We start from the raw sequence: 15,499 nt of genomic DNA, 5'->3' as shown, positions 1-15,499 counted from the left end.
AACGGAAGGAGGGCACGCCGTGCCCGCGTACGTACTGGGGAACGTGACCACGCTGGAGACGAGCGCCGAACTCGCCGATTACCGCCGTCTGGTGGGTGCCACGGTGGAGCAGCACGGCGGGCGCTTCGTGATCAGGGGAGGGAAGGTCGACGTCTTCGAGGGCGATTGGTCCCCCGTCCACCTGACGCTGATCGAGTTCCCGGACGGCGCGAGCGCCCGCGCGTGGTTCGCGTCCCCCGAGTACCGCGCGATCGCGGACCTGCGGAGGGGCAGCGTGCAGACCGAGCTCGTCCTGCTCGAGAGCGCCGGCTGACCTGCCTCGGGCACCGCCGAACCAGTTCGTCCACCCAAGTATCCAAGAAGGGTTGCGCTTCACGTGTTCACCATCTTCGACGACGAGCTCGACGCCCTCGCCCGGCGCTCGGTCGCTCAGCAGCGCGAGTTCCACGGCGGGCGGTGGAGCGGGGAACGTCTGGCGGCCCACCAGTGGCGCAGCCTCCGGGAGACGCTGCGCTACACGCGCGGCCGCTCCCCCTTCTACGCCGAGCGGCTGGCGGGGCTCACGGAACCCGGGATCGACGGCCTGGACGCCGCCGGGTTCGCCCGTACCGTGCCCTTCACCACCAAACAGGACCTGCGGGACGGCCGGTACGACCTCCTCTCCAAGCCGGTGAGCGATTCCTGGGTGTTCTACGAGACCACCGGCACCACCGGCCCGGCCACTCCCTGCCCGCGGGACAACACCGACTCCATCGTCAACAACGCCGCCCTCACGGTGGCCTACCGGGAGGTGTTCGACGAGCACGGCGACGACCACGTCGTCGCCGTGCTGGGGCCGACCGAACTGCACTCGACGGGCGATACCTTCGGCGACGTCTGCCGCAACCTCGGTCACGCCGTCGTCAAGATGTGGCCGCACTCCCCCGTCGTCGGCTTCGACCGCGCCCTGCAGATGCTGCGCGAACTCCGCGTGACCGCCGTGTTCTGCACACCGGGGATGGCGATGACGCTGGCCAAGGAGGCCCGCAGGGCGGGCCTCGACCCGGCCGCCGACTTCGACCTGCGGCTGCTGATGTTCGTCGGCGAACTGGTCACCCCGCAGCTGTTGAAGAACCTCGGAGCCCTGTGGAACGCGCAGGCGTACAGCTGCATGTACGCCTCGCAGGAGGCCTCCATCCTCGGTCTCGCGCACGTCGACGGCCGGCTGCGCACCGTCCCCCAGAACGTGTTCTACGAGGTCGTCGATCCGGACAGCGGGCAGCCCGTCGAACCGGACGCCCGCCAGGTGCGCGAAGGCGAGCTGGTCATCACGCACCTGTACCGGGGCGCCAAGCCCCTCGTGCGCTACCGGACCGGCGACCTGGTCCGGCTGGAGCCGGCGGGCCCCGGGGAAAGCTACCCCTCGGAGATCCTGACGCCGATGGGGCGGGTCCGCGACCGCATCGACCTCAACGGCAGGACGGTGACCGCATACGAGCTGGAAGACTTCGTCCTCTCCCGGGTGCGGGGCTGCCGGGACTACCACATCACCATCGACCGGGAGTCCGGCGTCGACGTCCTCACCGTCGACCTCGAACTGGACGCCCCCGACGAGGAGGCCCACGCGGCACTCGTCGCGTCGGCCGCGGACGCCTGGGGCTGCCCGGTGACCGTCCGCACCGCCCGGCTCGGTGCGATCACCACGACCGGGGCCATGGTCAGCTGGAAGGCGGCGCGCGTGCAGGACCTGCGGAGCGCGGTCGACGCCGAGCGCGAGGCGGCCCTGGCCATCGCCCGCGAGCGGGACGCGCGGTGAGCGCCGGACGCACCGCCGCTCCGGCCCGCGGACAGTGGGCGTACCACGACGGCGATTTCCTCCCCGCCGCGGAGCTGCGGTTGGGGCCCGGCCTCCAGGCCCTCCAGTACGGCACGGGCGTCTTCGAGGGCATCCGCGCGTACGCGTCCGGGCCGGACACCTCCCACCTGTACCGGGCCCGCGACCACTTCGCCAGGATGATCGCATCGGCGCGCATCCTCCGCATCGCGGTCGGCCCGAGCGCCGACGAGCTGGTCGAGATCACCGCCGAGCTGCTGGGGCGCAACGGCCACACGGGCGACGCCTACGTCCGGCCGCTCGCGTACAAGACGGCCCTGGAGCCGGGGGTGCCGTTCGGTGTCCGTCTGCAGGGCGTCTCCTCCTCGCTGACCGTGGTCAGCCTGCCGATGGGCAGTTACGTGCCGAAGGAGGGCATCTCCTGCGGGGTCTCCTCCTGGCGGCGCATCCCGGACAGCTCGCTGCCCGCCCGGGCGAAGATCACCGGCGCGTACGCCAACAACGCACTGGCCACCGACGAGGCGACGCAGGCCGGGTACGACGACGCGATCTTCCTCAACCAGGCCGGACACGTGGCCGAGGCCACCACCGCCAACGTCTTCCTGGTCCGCGCCGGACGCGTCGCGACCCCGTCCCACGCCTCCGACATCCTGGAGGGCATCACCAGGGACTCGGTGATCTCGCTGCTGCGGCGGGACGAGGGCATCGAGGTCGAACAGCGCACGGTCCTACGGTCGGAGCTCGGCACGGCGGACGAGGTGTTCCTGACCGGCACGGGCTGCGAGATCGTTCCCGTGACCTCCATGGACGGCCGCCCGGTGGGTTCCGGCACCCCCGGCCCCGTCACGCGAAGGGTGATGAACGCCTACGACCGCTCGGTCCGCGGCCTGGACCCCCGCACCCGGGACTGGCTGGCCCCGGTCCACAGGACGGCGGTCCGCCTCTGAGGAGCGGGGGGAGCGGGGGGAGAGGGAGAGCAGGCACGCAGGGAAGCCACGGAAGGAGAAGGAAATGATCCGCCACACCGTCCTGTTCCGCTTCGAGCCGGGGATCGACTGGTCCGACCCCCGGGCACGGGAGGCAGAAGCGGCCACTGCCGGCCACCCGGACCGGATCGAGGAGATCCTCGGCTGGGAGTTCGGGCGCAACCTGACCGACCGGCCGGTGGCCTACGACTTCGCCCTGATCGGCACGTTCGCCGATCAGGAGGCCGTCGACCGCTACCTGGCCCACCCCGACCACGTCCGCGGTGTCGAACTGTGGCGCGAGATCGCCACCTGGGTGGTCGCTGACTTCGCGGGTGCGGGGACGCGTTCCAGGACGCCGCCGGCGAAGACGTCGTAGAGCGGGAGCGTCTCCAGGTGCACGTAGCCGATGTGGCAGTCGCAGACGGCCAGCGGGCAGGGGCGCGGGCCGAGCGCGGCGCGGTACGAGCCGTCGTAGAGGTTGCCGAGTTCGGCGCGGACGAAGTGGCAGCGGCGGACGGTGCCCTCGCCGTCGACCGACACCACCGACCGGCCCGTGCGGCAGGGCAGCCCGGCGGAGCGGTGCGGGTGGCGGCTGTACGGGAAGAGGGGGTCCAGGGCGGTCCAGGCGTCGGCCTCGGCGTCCGTGTACGTGTGGCCCTCGGCGGCGTTCACCCACAGGTAGACGTGTGCCGGGAGGTCGGCGCGCAGCCGGCGGGCGTGCGGGAGGTTCTCCGGCAGGCCGACGATGCCGATGCTGTGGCGGACGCCCCGGTCGGCGAGGTCGTGGACCTTCCCCAGGAAGCGGGCGTAGGGCGTCTGGTCGGGGTGGTACGTGCACCACAGGGCGAGGGTGGTGAGGTCGGCCGCGGCGAGCCAGTCGGTGCGGCAGCTGAGGTTGGTCTGGATCGCGACGCGCTCGACGTGCGGCTGGTGCGAGAGGTCGACCAGGGCGCGCCGGTACCAGGAGCGGACCAGCCCCTCGCCCCAGGGGGTGAAGAGGACCGAGAGCCGGTCGTCGGTGGCCGCTCCCGCCCAGGCCGTGAAGCGTTCGAGGGCGGCCCGGTCGGAGCGCAGCTGCGCGGTGCTGTCGCGGCGCTTGGCGAAGGGGCAGTACGGGCAGTCGTAGTCGCAGGAGGCGAGCGGCCCGCGGTAGAGGATCGTGAGGTCCATGCGCGGGCGGCCTACTTCGGTGCGTAGGCGGCCATGGCGGCGCGGACGGCGGGCGAGAAGAGCGCGGGGCCGAGCGCGTCGGAATGCGCGAGTCCGTCCGGGGTGAGGCGCAGCAGCCGGGCGGGCCCGGCGGGGTCCCCCGTCTCCTCCAGCCAGCCCCGGGCGGCGAAGTCGTGGAGTTCGGCGGGGAAGTCGTCGTACGGGTGCGTGCCGAAGCGGTCGCGGTAGTCGGCGACCGGCATGCCCCGTGCCTGGAGGAGGGACTGCAGGAGGTGGCGGCGGCGGGCCTCGCGGCCGTCGACGTACCGGCCGTGCACGGCGTGCCCGAAGTCGGCGCCGGTGGTGGCCGTGTAGTCGTCGATGATCGCCCGTATCTCGCCCATGTCGACGGCGTAGTCGAAGGAGTAGTGGAGGGCGGAGGTGTAGGAGCGGGCGCCGCAGCCCAGGCCGATCATGCCGTCGGTCTGGCAGGCGTGGTCGTCCGGTCCCTGCGGTGCGGCGCCCGGGCGGCGGAACATGCGCATCGACACCTGCTCGTAGCCGTGCGCGAGGAGGTGGTCGCGGCCCTGCCGGTACAGGGCCAGGCGCTGTGCGTCCCACTCGACGTCGGTGTGGGCGGTGCGCCGGGCGAGACCGGTCAGTGGGCGGACGTAGAGGGGGTAGAGGTACAGCTCCTCGGGTTCCCAGGCGAGGGCGGCGTCCAGGGAGGTGCGCCAGGTGGCGGGGGTCTGGCCGTCGATGCCGTAGATGAGGTCGATGTTGAGGACCGGGATGCGGGCCCCGCGGATCCGGCCGAGGGCGGCCTCGACGTCGGCCCGGCGCTGGGGGCGCACGGCGGCCCGGGCCTCGTCGTCGACGAAGCTCTGGACGCCCAGGCTCAGGCGGGTCGTGCCGCGCTCGGCGAGGACGGCGAGCCGGTCGGCGGTCGCGGTGGCGGGCGAGGCCTCGACGGAGAGCGGGACGGCCCGCAGGTCGGCCCCCATGCGCTGCTCGGCGATGTCGCAGAGGCGGGTGAGTTCGTCCGCGGTGAGGAACGTGGGCGTGCCGCCGCCGAACGCGGCGTTGGCGAACCGGACCGGGCCCTCGTCGCCGAGCGCCTCGCGGACGGCGGCGGCCTGGCGGTCGAGCGCGTCGAGGTAGCGGCCGGTGAGGCCCTCGGGCGCGCCGATGCGGGTGAACAGGTTGCAGAAACCGCAGCGGACCTCGCAGAACGGTATGTGGAGGTACAGCGAGAGGGCGCCCTTGGGCTCCCCGCGCCACAGGTCGCGCAGGGCGGGCCGGTCGGGCAGGGGCCGGTAGGCGGTCTTGTGGGGGTAGGCGTAGACGTAGCTCTGGTACGGGCGGACGGCGGGAGCCGCCGCGGGCACGGCGGGGGCGGTCACGGGCAGGGGCGCGGCGGGGGCGGTCATGCGGACGGCTCCAGGAAGAAGTGGGCGTACGGCACGGTCCACACGGCCTCGTGGGCGAGGCGGTGGCCGGTGTAGCCGTCGTCGCCGTAGGTCGTGCCGTGGTCGGAGCAGACGATGGCGAAGCAGCGGCGGCGGGAGCTCATCGCGGCGAAGAGCCGGCCGATGTGCCGGTCGACGTACTCCAGGGCGGCGGCGTGACTGGCGCGGCTGTCACCGGCCCCGCGGGTGGCGCCGGGCAGGTGGAACCAGTTGGGCTGGTGCAGCGCCGAGGCGTTGAGGAAGAGGAACAGCCGCCGGTCGGCGGGAAGTGCGGCGACGACCTGCTCGGCGCGCTCGACCTGGGCCTCGAAGGAGGTGGGGGACGCCACGCCGAACGCGGGCTCCCAGTGGCTCTCCTGGAACATCCCTGGGAGTACGTCGCCCAGTGCGCCCTGCTTGTTGAAGAAGCCGACGCCGCCGATGCAGACGGTGCGGTAGCCGGCCGCGGCGAGGCCGGAGACCAGGTCCGGGGTGTCGAAGACGTACGTGCGGCCGGCGGTGGTCTCGCTGCCGGCGAAGCGTGCGGCGAACAGCCTCGGGTGCGGGCCGGGGGCGGCGGGCGTGGGCAGGAACCCGGCGAACATCGCCTGGTGGGAGGCGTAGGTGAAGCTGCCGGGGGCGTGCCGCCGCTCCCAGGCGCCGCCGGGTAGGTGGCGGGCCAGGTGGGGGATGCGGCCGGCGGCTGCCAGCTCGACGGCGACGTCGTAGCGGAGGGTGTCCAGGGTGAGCAGGAGCAGGTCGTCACGGCCGACGACCTCGTTCATGTCGGGGAGCTCCGGGGCGGGCGGCTCCGGGGCGGGGAGCTCCGGGGCGGGCGGCTTCGGGGCGGGGTGGTCCCCGTGCGGCGGCAGGGGGGTGTCAGGCAGGTGCACGGTGGTTCCTTGCGATGTGGTGCGGTGCGGCGGCGACTTGGGCCGCGTAGGTGTCCAGGCCCTCGGCTCCGCTGCCGGGCAGGCCGGTGAGGCCGGGCAGCAGGTCGCCGAAGGCGTTGACCTCGGCGACGGCGAACCGCCGCCAGCCGACGGCGGGCAGCAGGTCGACGCCGACGCACAAGGTGCCGGGGAAGCAGGCCGCGGCCCGTTCGCAGGTCTCCAGTGCGTCGGCCCAGCGGGGACCCGCGGCCTCGGCCACTGCCGCGAGGTCGCCGCGGCTGCCGCCGAGGTGGAGGTTGGTCATGGGCGAGCTGCTGGTGCGTACGACGGCGTGGGTGGCGCGGCCGGCCACGACGACCACGCGCAGGTCCGCCGGCCGGCCGCCGAGGGAGGCCTTGGGCCACCAGCGTTCGACGTGCAGCCCATCGGGGGCGAGGGCGTCGATCAGGGCGGCCGTCTCCCGCTCGCTGGTGGTGCGGCGCACCCGCAGGGAGTTGTGCAGGCTGCCGTCCTCGGCGGTCTCGACGGAGGTGGTCGCCCGGATGCGGCCCCGGCCGGCCGTCTCGACCGCGACGACGCCGGACGCGGAGGAGCCGTGGGCGGGTTTGACGAACACGCGGGGCATCCCGTGCGCGGCCATCAGGTCCCGTACGTCGGCCCAGCCGCGCACGGGCGCGGCCCCGCCGGAGGTCGGGGACGCCGGTACGGGCACCCCGGCGTCCCGGAGGACGCGGTGGCAGTGCCGCTTGTCGAACAGGACGGCCAGTTCGTCGGGGTCGTCGAGGCGGAGGCCACCGCGGAGGGTCCGTACGGCCGCGGTGAAGCGGGCGTACCAGCGGGCGCCGCCCTCGACGCGGGTGGGGTCGGCGACGCCGCGCAGGATCCGGTCGACCTCGGGGTCCTCCCCCGGCGAGTCGAGGCGTACCAGCTCGTCGGCGTCGAAGTCCGCACCGCCCCCGCGCAGGACGGAGGTCCAGGGCAGGACGCGGGGCGCGGGCTGTCCGGCCTCGCGCACGGCCCGGGTGAAGAGGGCGACGCGGCGGTTCTCCGGATTGCCGACGACCGCCCAGCGTGGGGGCGTGTGCTGCGTCACGGTCCGGCTCGCTACTCGCCGACGGCGACGAAGCGCCAGGTGCGGCCGCTCCACTCGTCCTCGTAGGCGTGGCCCCGGTCGACGTCGAGGCTGACGCCGGCGCCTTCGAGGACCTCGCGGAAGCGCTGCTGCAGCGGGGCGCTGAGGTAGTTGTGGTGGAGGTCGAGCTTCTTGAGGTGGGTGAGCGGCTGGCCGCCCAGGAGCGCGGTGCCGCCCTCGTCGGTGAGGACGCCCATGGACAGGTCGAGGGTGTCGAGCCGGGCCACGACGGGCGCGGACGCCATGGCCGTCGCGATCTCGTCCTGGATGTCGCTGTTGCGCAGGGCCAGGTGGCGCAGGCTCGGCAGCCGGTCACCCGCCATGATGGGCTCGACGTCGGTCAGCTCGCACTCCCCGCCGTAGTTGGCGGTGCCGAGCCAGAGGTCGAGGCGTTCCAGGGCGGGCAGGGCGCTGGCGGCGATGTTGCGCACGGCCCGGGCGGGCATGCCGCCGGTCTCGACGGTGAGGGAGCGCAGCCTGCGGTGGGTGACGGGCTGGAAGACGAGGCCGCTGCCGCCGCGGACGCCGAACTCCTCCAGGTCGGGGAAGTTGTTCAGGAGCGGTCCGACGTCGCCCTGGGTGATCCAGGAGATCTCGCACTCCTCGGACTCCATGTCGCCGAGGAACAGGGCCCGCAGGGCGGGGAGCCCGTCGCGGGCGGCCACGAGCGCGTCGATGATCTCCTCCGGCCCGTTGTCGTACGCGTCCTCCCAGGCTCCGACGACGATCGCGCGGACGCGGGTGGTGTCGACGGCAGCGGTGAAGCGGGCGAAGGCCTCGGTCCAGCTCTCGTCGGCGTCGTAGGTGTCGGAGGCGATGCGCCAGGCGACGGCGTCCGGCTCGGGCAGCGTCGGATCCTCGTCGTCCGGCCCGGGGAAGGTGAAGACGGGCAGGCCGTACGAATCCGTCAGATGCCTCGGGTGGCTCATGGTCCCCGCCGTTCCTCGTGTGTCGGGTGCGTCGCGTGCGTCGTGTGCGTGTGCCTGGCGCCGTGGTGTGCGCTGCACGAACGTGCTGCAAGTTGTAGCAAGCGGCACTGACAGCTCTGGTGGCGGGGGCGGCGGGCGGCCGGCACCGTGGCGGGCGGCCGTTGTCAGACCCTCCCCTTAGCTTCGGGAAGAGACGCGGCGCAGCGGGCGGCGCGTGGGGAAGGGAACGCCATGTACCGGCAGGGGGACGTGCTCATCGTGCCGATCGCGGAGGCGGCGGTGCCGCCGCACGCGGCCGACGGACCGGCGGAGCCGCGCGACGGGCGGGGCCGGATGGTGCTGGCCCGGGGCGAGGTGACGGGGCACGCGCACGCGGTGGTCGGCCCGGGCCGACTGGTGCGGGAGGCCGGCCCGTTCGGCCCGCAGCTGCTGCACCTGCCCGACGGCGGGCGGGTGGTGCACGAGGAGCACGCCGCGATACCGCTGCCGAAGGGCTGGTACCGGGTGGTGCGCCAGCGGGAGTACGTCCCGGGCGCCGTGCGGATCGTGGCTGACTGAGGGGGCGTGAGGAACGTGATGGCGGAAACCGCAGAGGTCGTGACGGACGGGACCGACGTGTGGCGGGCGGCCGCGGCGGCCACCGGGGCCGCGGACCGCGCCGCCGCGGAGGCCGGGGTGCGCCTGGCCTACCGGGCGGTCGGCCTGCCCGAGCCCGAACGGATCGTGTGGGCGGACTCGCCCCGGGCCGCGGTGCGCCTGCTGGGCGACCCCGACGGGGCGTGGGGGACGCACGTCAGGGGGCGCAGCGTCCGGGAGCAGGTGCGCAGCCGGCCGTGGGCGGCCGAGCGCGAACGGCTGCACGGGATCCTGGGGCCGCAGGGCTGGGGCCGGCGCTGGGCGTCGACCGGCGCCCGCCTGTGGGAGAACACCGAGCGGCTGGCGGACCGGATCCGCGCGGGGCTGGTCGAGGAGCTGGCGGAGGACCGCTCCGAGGAGGCCGAGGTGCGGCTGCTGCTCCTCGACGCGGTGCTCGGCCAGCACGACGCGGCCTGGCTGTGCGCGTTCGACACCGGGGCGGGGCCGCTGGCCGGGCTCGCCGAGGTGGCGCGGTCGGCCGGCTGGTGGTGGCCGTACGAGCGGCTGGCCGTGGTGTGCGAGCGGCCGGTGGAGCTCCACCGGGACGAGGCGGGCCGCCTGGACCGCGCCGACGGCCCGGCCCTGGCCTTCCCGGACGGGTTCGCGCTGCACGCGTGGCGCGGGATGCCCGTGCCCGGCGCGTTCCTGGCCGAGCTGGACGCGCTGACGCCGGAGCGGATCCGCGGGGAGGAGAACGCGGAGCTGCGCCGGGTGATGCTGGAGCACTACGGCTACGAGCGCTACCTGGACGAGTCGGGGGCCGAGCCGGTGCACCGGGACGGGGCGGGCGTGCTGTGGCGGATACCGCTGCCGGACGACGAGGACGTCGTCATGGTCGAGGTCGTCAACTCCACGCCGGAGCCGGACGGTACGTACCGGACGTACTGGCTGCGGGTGCCGCCGGACACACGGACCGCCCGGCAGGGCGTTGCCTGGACCTTCGGGGTCGCCGCCGAGGCGTACGAGCCGCTGCGCGAGACCTGACGGCGGGGCGGCGGCCGGGGGCGGGCGGGGTCGGGGCGCCGGCGGGCAGTGCATGCTTCCCCGCAGCGGAGCCGGAGAATCACCGCTGTCAGACCTCGATGTAGGCGACGACGACCACGGTCTTGAGCGCGGTCACGAAGTACAGGATGCGGACGGACTCGATCTCGTCGGTGTAATGGCGGAGCCGGGGGCCGGCGGTGGCGCCGGGGATCGGCTCGCCCGCCTCCGGGTCGACGGAGATGACGACCAGGGCACGGTCCAGGGCGTGGATCCCGGCCTCGCTGGTGATGTTCTCCAGTTGCTTCGCGGCTGAGTCCGAGAACGCGATCCGGGCACGGCGCGGCCCGTACTGGGCAGCCATCAGGCGACGGCCGGGCGTTGGGCGGCGAGGCGGGCGAGGTGCTGTTCGCGCAGCTCCTCCCACGGGGTGCACTCCTCCACCGACGGCAGGCCGTTGGTGGCGATGTCCTCCATGACGGCGGCGAACTGGTCGGCGTTGGCGCGGGTACGGGCGGCGTACGCACGCACCGCGTCGGCGGCTGCGGGGTCCAGCTGCTGCCGGGCGGTGTCGGCGGGGGCCGGCTGTTCGCTCATCGAGGGCTCCGTAGGACGGCGCGGAACGGGTGTGCCCCACGGTATCGCCGGACCTCGCGGTCGGGGGCCACTCCGGGCGAGCCCGCGTGGACGCGGATTCCGTCAGATCCCGGCGGCCTGCAGTTGGGCGAAGCTGCCGACCTGCGCCGACCACCCCTGCTGGTCCGGTAGCGGATGCCATCCGAGCAGCGAGTCGGGGGTGAGGGTGTCAGGCCAGATCATGTAGCCGAGCACGACGAGTTCGCACCCCGCCGCATGGGCGGCGTCGGCCGGGAACGCCGGCCAGTCGGGCCAGTGGGAGAGGTCCTTCTCGGCGAGCGGCTCGCTGCTGCCCTCGCGGACCACTTGCAGGAGATAGCCGCTGTCCGTGGCCTTGCAGAGGGCAGTGAGATCGCGGTGGAGGTTCTCGGTCGTCATGGCAGGACGCTAACGGGCTGGAGCAGGGACGCGGCGATCTCACGGACGCGGTGGCGGGGGTGATTTCCCTCTCCTCCGCGGAAATCCTGCTACGGCAGTTCCCACCACGGCTGGTGTCGGCCGGTGTGGTGGGTCGCCCGGAGGGATCGCGGTCGGGTCGGCGGTCGGCCCCGGCTCCCGCCCGGCTTCGCATCGTAAGGGTCGGCGTGAGAGGGTCGGGCCCCGGCTCCGGAGAGGGGCCGGGACGGGGAGGTGGGGCGAATGGCCGGCAGTGCGGCCACCGGCGGGGTGGTGCTCGTCGCGGACGACGACGCCGCCATCCGGCGCTCGCTGGAACGCGGGTTGAGGCTGAGCGGGTTCACCGTGCTGCTCGCCGCGGACGGGCCCGGCGCGCTCGCGCTGCTCGCCGAGCGGAGTCCCGACGTCCTGGTCCTGGACGTGTCGATGCCCGGCCTGACCGGAACGGAGGTGTGCCGGACCCTGCGGGCCCGGGGCGACGAGACGCCCGTGCTGATGCTGTCGGCTCTGGACGAGCTCTCCGATCGGGTCGCGGGGCTCCAGGCCGGGGCCGATGACTACCTGGTCAAGCCGTTCGCGCTGGAGGAGCTGGTGCTGCGGTTGCGCGCGCTGCTGCGCCGCAGGCCGGCGGGTCCGGCCGGGACGGCCCCGGACGCGCCGCTGCGGGCCGGCCCGCTGGTGGTGGACCCGGCGACCCGTGAGGTGCACCGCGACGGGGTCGCCGTACACCTCACCCGCAGGGAGTTCGAGCTGCTGGCCACGCTCGTGCGCAACGCCGGCATCGTCCTGACCCGGGACCAGCTGCTGGACCGGGTGTGGGGCTACGACTTCGAGGTCCGCACCGATGCCGTCGACACCTTCGTCAGCTACCTGCGCCGCAAGCTGGAGGAGGGCGGGAGGCCCCGCCTGATCCACACCGTGCGCGGCGTCGGCTTCGTCCTGCGCGCCAGCCCCGGGGACGACGGCCGGAGCGGCTCGTGAAGCTCGCCACCCGTGTCGCGGTCTCGGTGACCGTGGTCGTGCCGCTGCTCGTACTGGCCGCGGGCCTGCTGCTGCTCGGCCTGGTCCAGCAGGACCTGCGCCGGCAGCAGGACGCCCGGCTGCGCGACCGGGCCTCGGCGGTGCTCCCCGACGTCAGGGCGCTGCTGAACGCCGACCGCAACGACCGGCCGAAGGTGGAGCAGAACCAGCAGCGCAAGGTCCTCGGCAGCGTCATGGACGCCGGGATCCGGGTCCGGAACACGCAGGGGTCGGTCGTGCTGGAGGGCGGACCGCAGCCCGCCGACGCGGTGCAGCTGCCGGAGCGGACCGCGGACGGCCCGGTCACCGTCCGGGCCAAGGGCCGCGCCTGGCGGGTGCTCAGCGTCCCGGTGGCCGGGCCCGCGCCGGGCACGCTGTGGCTGTTCGCCCCGGCGTCCGCGACGGATCCGCAGCTCGCGGCCGTACGCCGCCGCGTCCTGCTGGTCGCCGTGCTGGCGGCCCCGGTCTCCGGCCTGGTGGCCTACGGGCTGGCCGGGCGCGCCACCGCCTCCGTACGGCGGCTGAGCCGCCGGGCCGCCGCCCTCGACCCGGCGGCGGGTGCCGCGGCCTTCGCCACCGCGCCGGCCGGCGTGGCCGAGGTGGACGAGCTGTCCGCCGCGATCGCCGAGCTGCTGGCCCGCTACGACGAGCAGGCGGCCAGGACCGCGCAGGCGCTGGACACCGCCCGGTCCTTCTCCTCGGCCGCCTCGCACGAACTGCGGACACCGCTCATGAGCATGGGGACCGACCTCGACGTCCTCGCCACGCACCCCGACCTGCCCGCCGACGAGCGGGCGGAGGTGGTGCAGGACCTCCGCAGCGATCACGCGCGGCTGCTCGAACTCCTGACGGCACTGCGCATGCTCGCCGTGGGCGACCTGGTGGACGTCTCCTCGTTCGGCTCGCTCGACCTGTGCGAACTGGTGGACTCGGCCGTCGGCGAAGCGACCCGCCGTCACCCCGAGGCGCGGCTGACCGCCGATCTGCCCGCGGAGCTGCGGTTCTTCGGCTGGGAGGCGGGGCTGCGGATCCTGCTCGCCAACCTGCTGGCCAACGCCGTCGTACACGGCCGCCTCCCGCAGGAGTCGCCGCTGGTCACCGTACGGCTGCGCGCGGAGGACGGCAGCGCCGTCCTCACCGTGGACGACGCGGGGCCCGGAGTCCCGCCCGCCGAACGCGGGGCGGTCTTCCAGCGGTTCCACCACCGGCCGGGCAGTCCCGGCTCCGGTCTGGGGCTGACCCTGGTCGCCCAGCAGGTGTCCCTGCACCACGGCACCGTCACCGTGGAGGACGCGCCCGACGGCACGGGCGCGCGCTTCACCGTACGCCTCCCCCTCCCCGTCCCGGACTCCCCCGCGCCCCGCCTGCCGGCACGGCGCGCGTGGCTGTCGTCGGACGCCTGAGCCCACAAAGAATCCACAAGAACGGTCCCTACGGTCCCATCCGGTCGCCGAACCGCTCGTGCGGCGGCCGAGTCCGTACCGACGAAGGGGAACCGTCATGCTCACGAACCGCAGGACCGCTGCCGCGCTCGGCACCGTCGTACTGGCCGGCGCGCTGCTGTGCGCCTCGCCCGCGCAGGCCGACGCCGGCGCCGGCGCCCCGTCCGCCGCGCCGCCGGCGGGGTCCGCCCCGAAGAGCGCCGGCGCGGAGGCCCTGTGCAAGCGCCTGCCGAAGGTCGAGGCCCGGGTCGCCGCCGCCCTCACCCGGCTGAACGGCGACGCCACCGTGTCCGGGTCGATCGCCCGGCTGGAGAAGCGCGTCGCCGAGGCCAAGGCCGCCGGCCACACCGAGGTGCACACGTACCTCAACAACCGCCTGACCGTCCGCAAGGGCATGCCGGCGACCCTGCAGCAGCGCCAGGCCGACCTGAAGGGCGTCAGCGCCTGGTGCGCCGCCCGGGGGACCAAGTGACCGCCCGGATCCGAGGCGCCGCCGCCCTCGCGGCACTGGCCGCCGGGGCGGCGCTGCTCCTCACCGGCTGCGGGGGCGGCGAGGAGTCGGCGCCCGCCGGGCAGTCGGAGGTCGCGGACCTTCAGCAGAAGCTGGACGCCGCCGAGCAGGCGGCGTCCGAAGCGGACCGGGACGCCAGCGAGGGCAATTGACCGGCGGCCGCCCCACCGCCCGGGAGCGCCACCCCACCCGCCCGGGAGCCCGCGTTCCCGGGCGGGTGCGGTCCTGGACCCCCGCGGGGGCTGACGGCGGCACGAGCGCTCAGCGTTGCGGGACGTCCTTGACGAACACGATCCCGTCGCCGTCCGCCAGATGGGCCGGGTCGAGCGGGGCGTAGCCGAACCAGGGGGACGTGCGCGGTGCGGGCAGCGTGTCGCCGAGGGCGGTGGCCAGTCGCGGGGCGTCGATGACGCAGGGGTCCTCCGGGAGCGCGTACAGGAGTCCTTCGACGGTGTCCGGCGGCGGCGTGTCCACTCCCCGGTGCCGGATGGTGCCGAGGGCCGTGGCCACGAAGGCGTACTCCTCGCCGAGCCGGGCGCTCACCAGCGCACCGGCGCCCCACCACTCCAACGGCCTCCCGCCCATCCGCATCGAGCTCTTCGCCCGCTGGAGGTGGGAGTTGTGGGCGTGGACGAGTGCTGGGCCCCGCTCGGCGACGGCGAGGAGGTTGCGGGCCATCATCTGGTCCCGCACGCCCACCAGTCGTGCCAGGCGGGCCGGTGAGGTGTCGGCCATCCAGTAGTGGTAGCGCAGCAGGCCGGTGGCGGTACGCCCGTACAGGCGCGCCCGGTCCCAGTCGTCCCGCGAGGTCGTCGCGAGCAGGTGCGGCGTCTGCTCGTCGAGCAGCGCCGCAAGGTCGTCGGCGAGCAGCCGCAGCTCCCCGGCCTCGGCCGTCCGCCCCACGGACCGGGCCGGGTCCGTCATCGCGGCGGGCTCGGTCCACCGGTCGTCGGCGCCGAGCAGGCGGTCGAGTGTTTCCGCGGTGCAGGGGAGCAGGTTCGCGTCCACCCGGGCCGAGAGGTAGCCGTGCAGTGCGGTGAGGGCCTGGCGGGGGCTCGCGGCGGCGGTGATCTCCAGAGGGCCGTCGAAGCCCGCGAAGCGGAGCTGCTCGGACGCGGGCCGGCCGGTGTTGTGGGCGCGCATCCAGCGCACGAGTTCGCGGTTGGCCGCGGAGGCGCCCCAGCCGTGGCTGATCCCCTGTTCCACGGCTTCGTCGAGGGTGCCCGCGCCCGAGGTGACGTGGTCGTCCACGACGAGGCCCTTCAGGCAGTCGCTCTCGATCGCGATCGTCCGGTAGCCCTCCTGCTCGACGAGCTGGCGGAAGAGCTCGTTGCGCAGGTCGAGCAGGGCGTCCTCGCCGTGGGTGGGCTCGCCCAGGGCGAGCAGGCGGGGCCGGGACGGGAGCAGCCCCATGACGGAGGCAGCGTCGACGGAGTGGGCCATGTCCTTGATGTCGGTAGCCATGGCTTCAACCGTATCGTTGAAGCTTCGGTTGAAACTTTTCCGCGAAACTACCCGGTCGGATGGGGTGAAACCCTCAAAGCG

At 74.2% G+C, this 15,499-nt stretch carries 18 protein-coding genes and 1 pseudogene; 10 read left to right on the top strand and 9 right to left on the bottom strand.

The annotated features are described in order from the left end of the window. Nucleotides 1–19 precede the first annotated feature (19 nt). The 4 genes and pseudogenes from ACFV7Q_RS11620 to ACFV7Q_RS11605 form a co-directional block, all read left to right on the top strand. Nucleotides 20–313 (top strand): DUF1330 domain-containing protein, encoded by a 294-nt coding sequence (locus tag ACFV7Q_RS11620; protein ID WP_385426889.1) that lies wholly within the window; start codon nucleotides 20–22, stop codon nucleotides 311–313. A 63-nt stretch (nucleotides 314–376) separates the two neighbouring features. Further along, a complete protein-coding gene (locus ACFV7Q_RS11615) occupies nucleotides 377–1,795 on the top strand; it encodes a phenylacetate--CoA ligase family protein (protein ID WP_385426887.1) in 1,419 nt (472 codons plus the stop codon). Then, a complete protein-coding gene (locus ACFV7Q_RS11610; protein WP_385426885.1) occupies nucleotides 1,792–2,760 on the top strand; it encodes a branched-chain amino acid transaminase in 969 nt (322 codons plus the stop codon). Before ACFV7Q_RS11615 ends, ACFV7Q_RS11610 begins: the two co-directional genes overlap by 4 nt. 64 nt (nucleotides 2,761–2,824) lie before the next feature. After that, nucleotides 2,825–3,049: pseudogene (locus ACFV7Q_RS11605) on the top strand (Dabb family protein); the annotation flags it as partial. Here ACFV7Q_RS11605 and ACFV7Q_RS11600 read toward each other — a convergent pair. From ACFV7Q_RS11600 to ACFV7Q_RS11580, 5 genes are all read right to left on the bottom strand, one after another. Then, nucleotides 3,034–3,951, bottom strand: coding sequence for an STM4011 family radical SAM protein (locus ACFV7Q_RS11600; RefSeq protein WP_385426882.1), 918 nt, complete (start codon nucleotides 3,949–3,951; stop codon nucleotides 3,034–3,036). The pseudogene ACFV7Q_RS11605 and the gene ACFV7Q_RS11600 overlap by 16 nt on opposite strands. An 11-nt stretch (nucleotides 3,952–3,962) precedes the next feature. Then, nucleotides 3,963–5,360, bottom strand: a complete 1,398-nt coding sequence (locus ACFV7Q_RS11595; protein WP_385426879.1) for an STM4012 family radical SAM protein — start codon at nucleotides 5,358–5,360, stop codon at nucleotides 3,963–3,965. Further along, nucleotides 5,357–6,163 (bottom strand): STM4013/SEN3800 family hydrolase, encoded by an 807-nt coding sequence (locus ACFV7Q_RS11590; RefSeq protein ID WP_385426935.1) that lies wholly within the window; start codon nucleotides 6,161–6,163, stop codon nucleotides 5,357–5,359. Before ACFV7Q_RS11590 ends, ACFV7Q_RS11595 begins: the two co-directional genes overlap by 4 nt. A 94-nt stretch (nucleotides 6,164–6,257) precedes the next feature. Continuing rightward, entirely contained in the window at nucleotides 6,258–7,364 is a 1,107-nt protein-coding gene (locus ACFV7Q_RS11585) for an STM4014 family protein (RefSeq protein ID WP_385426876.1), read from the bottom strand. Nucleotides 7,365–7,375: 11 nt separating this feature from the next. Beyond that, nucleotides 7,376–8,332 carry an STM4015 family protein gene (locus tag ACFV7Q_RS11580; RefSeq protein WP_385426873.1) on the bottom strand — a complete coding sequence of 319 codons (957 nt, stop codon included), beginning with the start codon at nucleotides 8,330–8,332 and terminating at the stop codon, nucleotides 7,376–7,378. 231 nt (nucleotides 8,333–8,563) lie between these two features. On the opposite strand from ACFV7Q_RS11580, the gene ACFV7Q_RS11575 reads away from it, so the two are divergent. After that, complete coding sequence (locus ACFV7Q_RS11575) at nucleotides 8,564–8,890, top strand: hypothetical protein (protein WP_385426871.1); 327 nt, start codon at nucleotides 8,564–8,566, stop codon at nucleotides 8,888–8,890. Nucleotides 8,891–8,908: 18 nt separating this feature from the next. Beyond that, nucleotides 8,909–9,952, top strand: a complete 1,044-nt coding sequence (locus tag ACFV7Q_RS11570) for a DUF6745 domain-containing protein (protein WP_385426868.1) — start codon at nucleotides 8,909–8,911, stop codon at nucleotides 9,950–9,952. Nucleotides 9,953–10,040: 88 nt separating this feature from the next. On the opposite strand, the gene ACFV7Q_RS11565 is transcribed toward ACFV7Q_RS11570, so the two are convergent. The 3 genes from ACFV7Q_RS11565 to ACFV7Q_RS11555 form a co-directional block, all read right to left on the bottom strand. Beyond that, nucleotides 10,041–10,313 carry a hypothetical protein gene (locus ACFV7Q_RS11565; RefSeq protein WP_385426865.1) on the bottom strand — a complete coding sequence of 91 codons (273 nt, stop codon included), beginning with the start codon at nucleotides 10,311–10,313 and terminating at the stop codon, nucleotides 10,041–10,043. Beyond that, complete coding sequence (locus ACFV7Q_RS11560) at nucleotides 10,313–10,546, bottom strand: hypothetical protein (RefSeq protein WP_385426863.1); 234 nt, start codon at nucleotides 10,544–10,546, stop codon at nucleotides 10,313–10,315. The genes ACFV7Q_RS11565 and ACFV7Q_RS11560 overlap by 1 nt, the downstream gene beginning before the upstream one ends. A gap of 102 nt (nucleotides 10,547–10,648) precedes the next feature. Further along, complete coding sequence (locus tag ACFV7Q_RS11555) at nucleotides 10,649–10,963, bottom strand: hypothetical protein (protein WP_385426860.1); 315 nt, start codon at nucleotides 10,961–10,963, stop codon at nucleotides 10,649–10,651. Between the two features lie 261 nt (nucleotides 10,964–11,224). Here ACFV7Q_RS11555 and ACFV7Q_RS11550 point away from each other — a divergent pair, with 261 nt between their 5' ends. The 4 genes from ACFV7Q_RS11550 to ACFV7Q_RS11535 all read left to right on the top strand — a co-directional run bounded on the left by ACFV7Q_RS11550 (nucleotide 11,225) and on the right by ACFV7Q_RS11535 (nucleotide 14,106). Beyond that, entirely contained in the window at nucleotides 11,225–11,962 is a 738-nt protein-coding gene (locus ACFV7Q_RS11550) for a response regulator transcription factor (RefSeq protein WP_385426858.1), read from the top strand. Beyond that, complete coding sequence (locus tag ACFV7Q_RS11545) at nucleotides 11,959–13,404, top strand: sensor histidine kinase (RefSeq protein ID WP_385426856.1); 1,446 nt, start codon at nucleotides 11,959–11,961, stop codon at nucleotides 13,402–13,404. The genes ACFV7Q_RS11550 and ACFV7Q_RS11545 overlap by 4 nt, the downstream gene beginning before the upstream one ends. A 97-nt stretch (nucleotides 13,405–13,501) precedes the next feature. Next, nucleotides 13,502–13,915: a hypothetical protein gene (locus ACFV7Q_RS11540; protein WP_385426853.1), complete on the top strand. Its 414-nt coding sequence runs from the start codon at nucleotides 13,502–13,504 to the stop codon at nucleotides 13,913–13,915. Then, nucleotides 13,912–14,106, top strand: a complete 195-nt coding sequence (locus ACFV7Q_RS11535) for a hypothetical protein (protein WP_385426850.1) — start codon at nucleotides 13,912–13,914, stop codon at nucleotides 14,104–14,106. Before ACFV7Q_RS11540 ends, ACFV7Q_RS11535 begins: the two co-directional genes overlap by 4 nt. A 109-nt stretch (nucleotides 14,107–14,215) precedes the next feature. Here the strand turns inward: ACFV7Q_RS11535 and ACFV7Q_RS11530 are convergent, their stop codons facing one another. Then, nucleotides 14,216–15,418, bottom strand: coding sequence for an erythromycin esterase family protein (locus ACFV7Q_RS11530; RefSeq protein ID WP_385426847.1), 1,203 nt, complete (start codon nucleotides 15,416–15,418; stop codon nucleotides 14,216–14,218). Nucleotides 15,419–15,499: the final 81 nt, after the last annotated feature.

The organism is Streptomyces sp. NPDC059851 (assembly GCF_042732005.1).
Classification (GTDB): domain Bacteria; phylum Actinomycetota; class Actinomycetes; order Streptomycetales; family Streptomycetaceae; genus Streptomyces.
This window is presented reverse-complemented; position numbering and strand designations above follow the sequence as displayed.

Bases quoted from the DNA above. Each gene is read 5' to 3' on its own strand.
- ACFV7Q_RS11600 (WP_385426882.1), bottom strand. From the start codon at position 3,951: ATGGACCTCACGATCCTCTACCGCGGGCCGCTCGCCTCCTGCGACTAC.
- ACFV7Q_RS11595 (WP_385426879.1), bottom strand. From the start codon at position 5,360: ATGACCGCCCCCGCCGCGCCCCTGCCCGTGACCGCCCCCGCCGTGCCC.
- ACFV7Q_RS11590 (WP_385426935.1), bottom strand. From the start codon at position 6,163: ATGAACGAGGTCGTCGGCCGTGACGACCTGCTCCTGCTCACCCTGGAC.
- ACFV7Q_RS11580 (WP_385426873.1), bottom strand. From the start codon at position 8,332: ATGAGCCACCCGAGGCATCTGACGGATTCGTACGGCCTGCCCGTCTTC.
- ACFV7Q_RS11575 (WP_385426871.1), top strand. From the start codon at position 8,564: ATGTACCGGCAGGGGGACGTGCTCATCGTGCCGATCGCGGAGGCGGCG.
- ACFV7Q_RS11570 (WP_385426868.1), top strand. From the start codon at position 8,909: ATGGCGGAAACCGCAGAGGTCGTGACGGACGGGACCGACGTGTGGCGG.
- ACFV7Q_RS11565 (WP_385426865.1), bottom strand. From the start codon at position 10,313: ATGGCTGCCCAGTACGGGCCGCGCCGTGCCCGGATCGCGTTCTCGGAC.
- ACFV7Q_RS11560 (WP_385426863.1), bottom strand. From the start codon at position 10,546: ATGAGCGAACAGCCGGCCCCCGCCGACACCGCCCGGCAGCAGCTGGAC.
- ACFV7Q_RS11555 (WP_385426860.1), bottom strand. From the start codon at position 10,963: ATGACGACCGAGAACCTCCACCGCGATCTCACTGCCCTCTGCAAGGCC.
- ACFV7Q_RS11550 (WP_385426858.1), top strand. From the start codon at position 11,225: ATGGCCGGCAGTGCGGCCACCGGCGGGGTGGTGCTCGTCGCGGACGAC.
- ACFV7Q_RS11540 (WP_385426853.1), top strand. From the start codon at position 13,502: ATGCTCACGAACCGCAGGACCGCTGCCGCGCTCGGCACCGTCGTACTG.
- ACFV7Q_RS11530 (WP_385426847.1), bottom strand. From the start codon at position 15,418: ATGGCTACCGACATCAAGGACATGGCCCACTCCGTCGACGCTGCCTCC.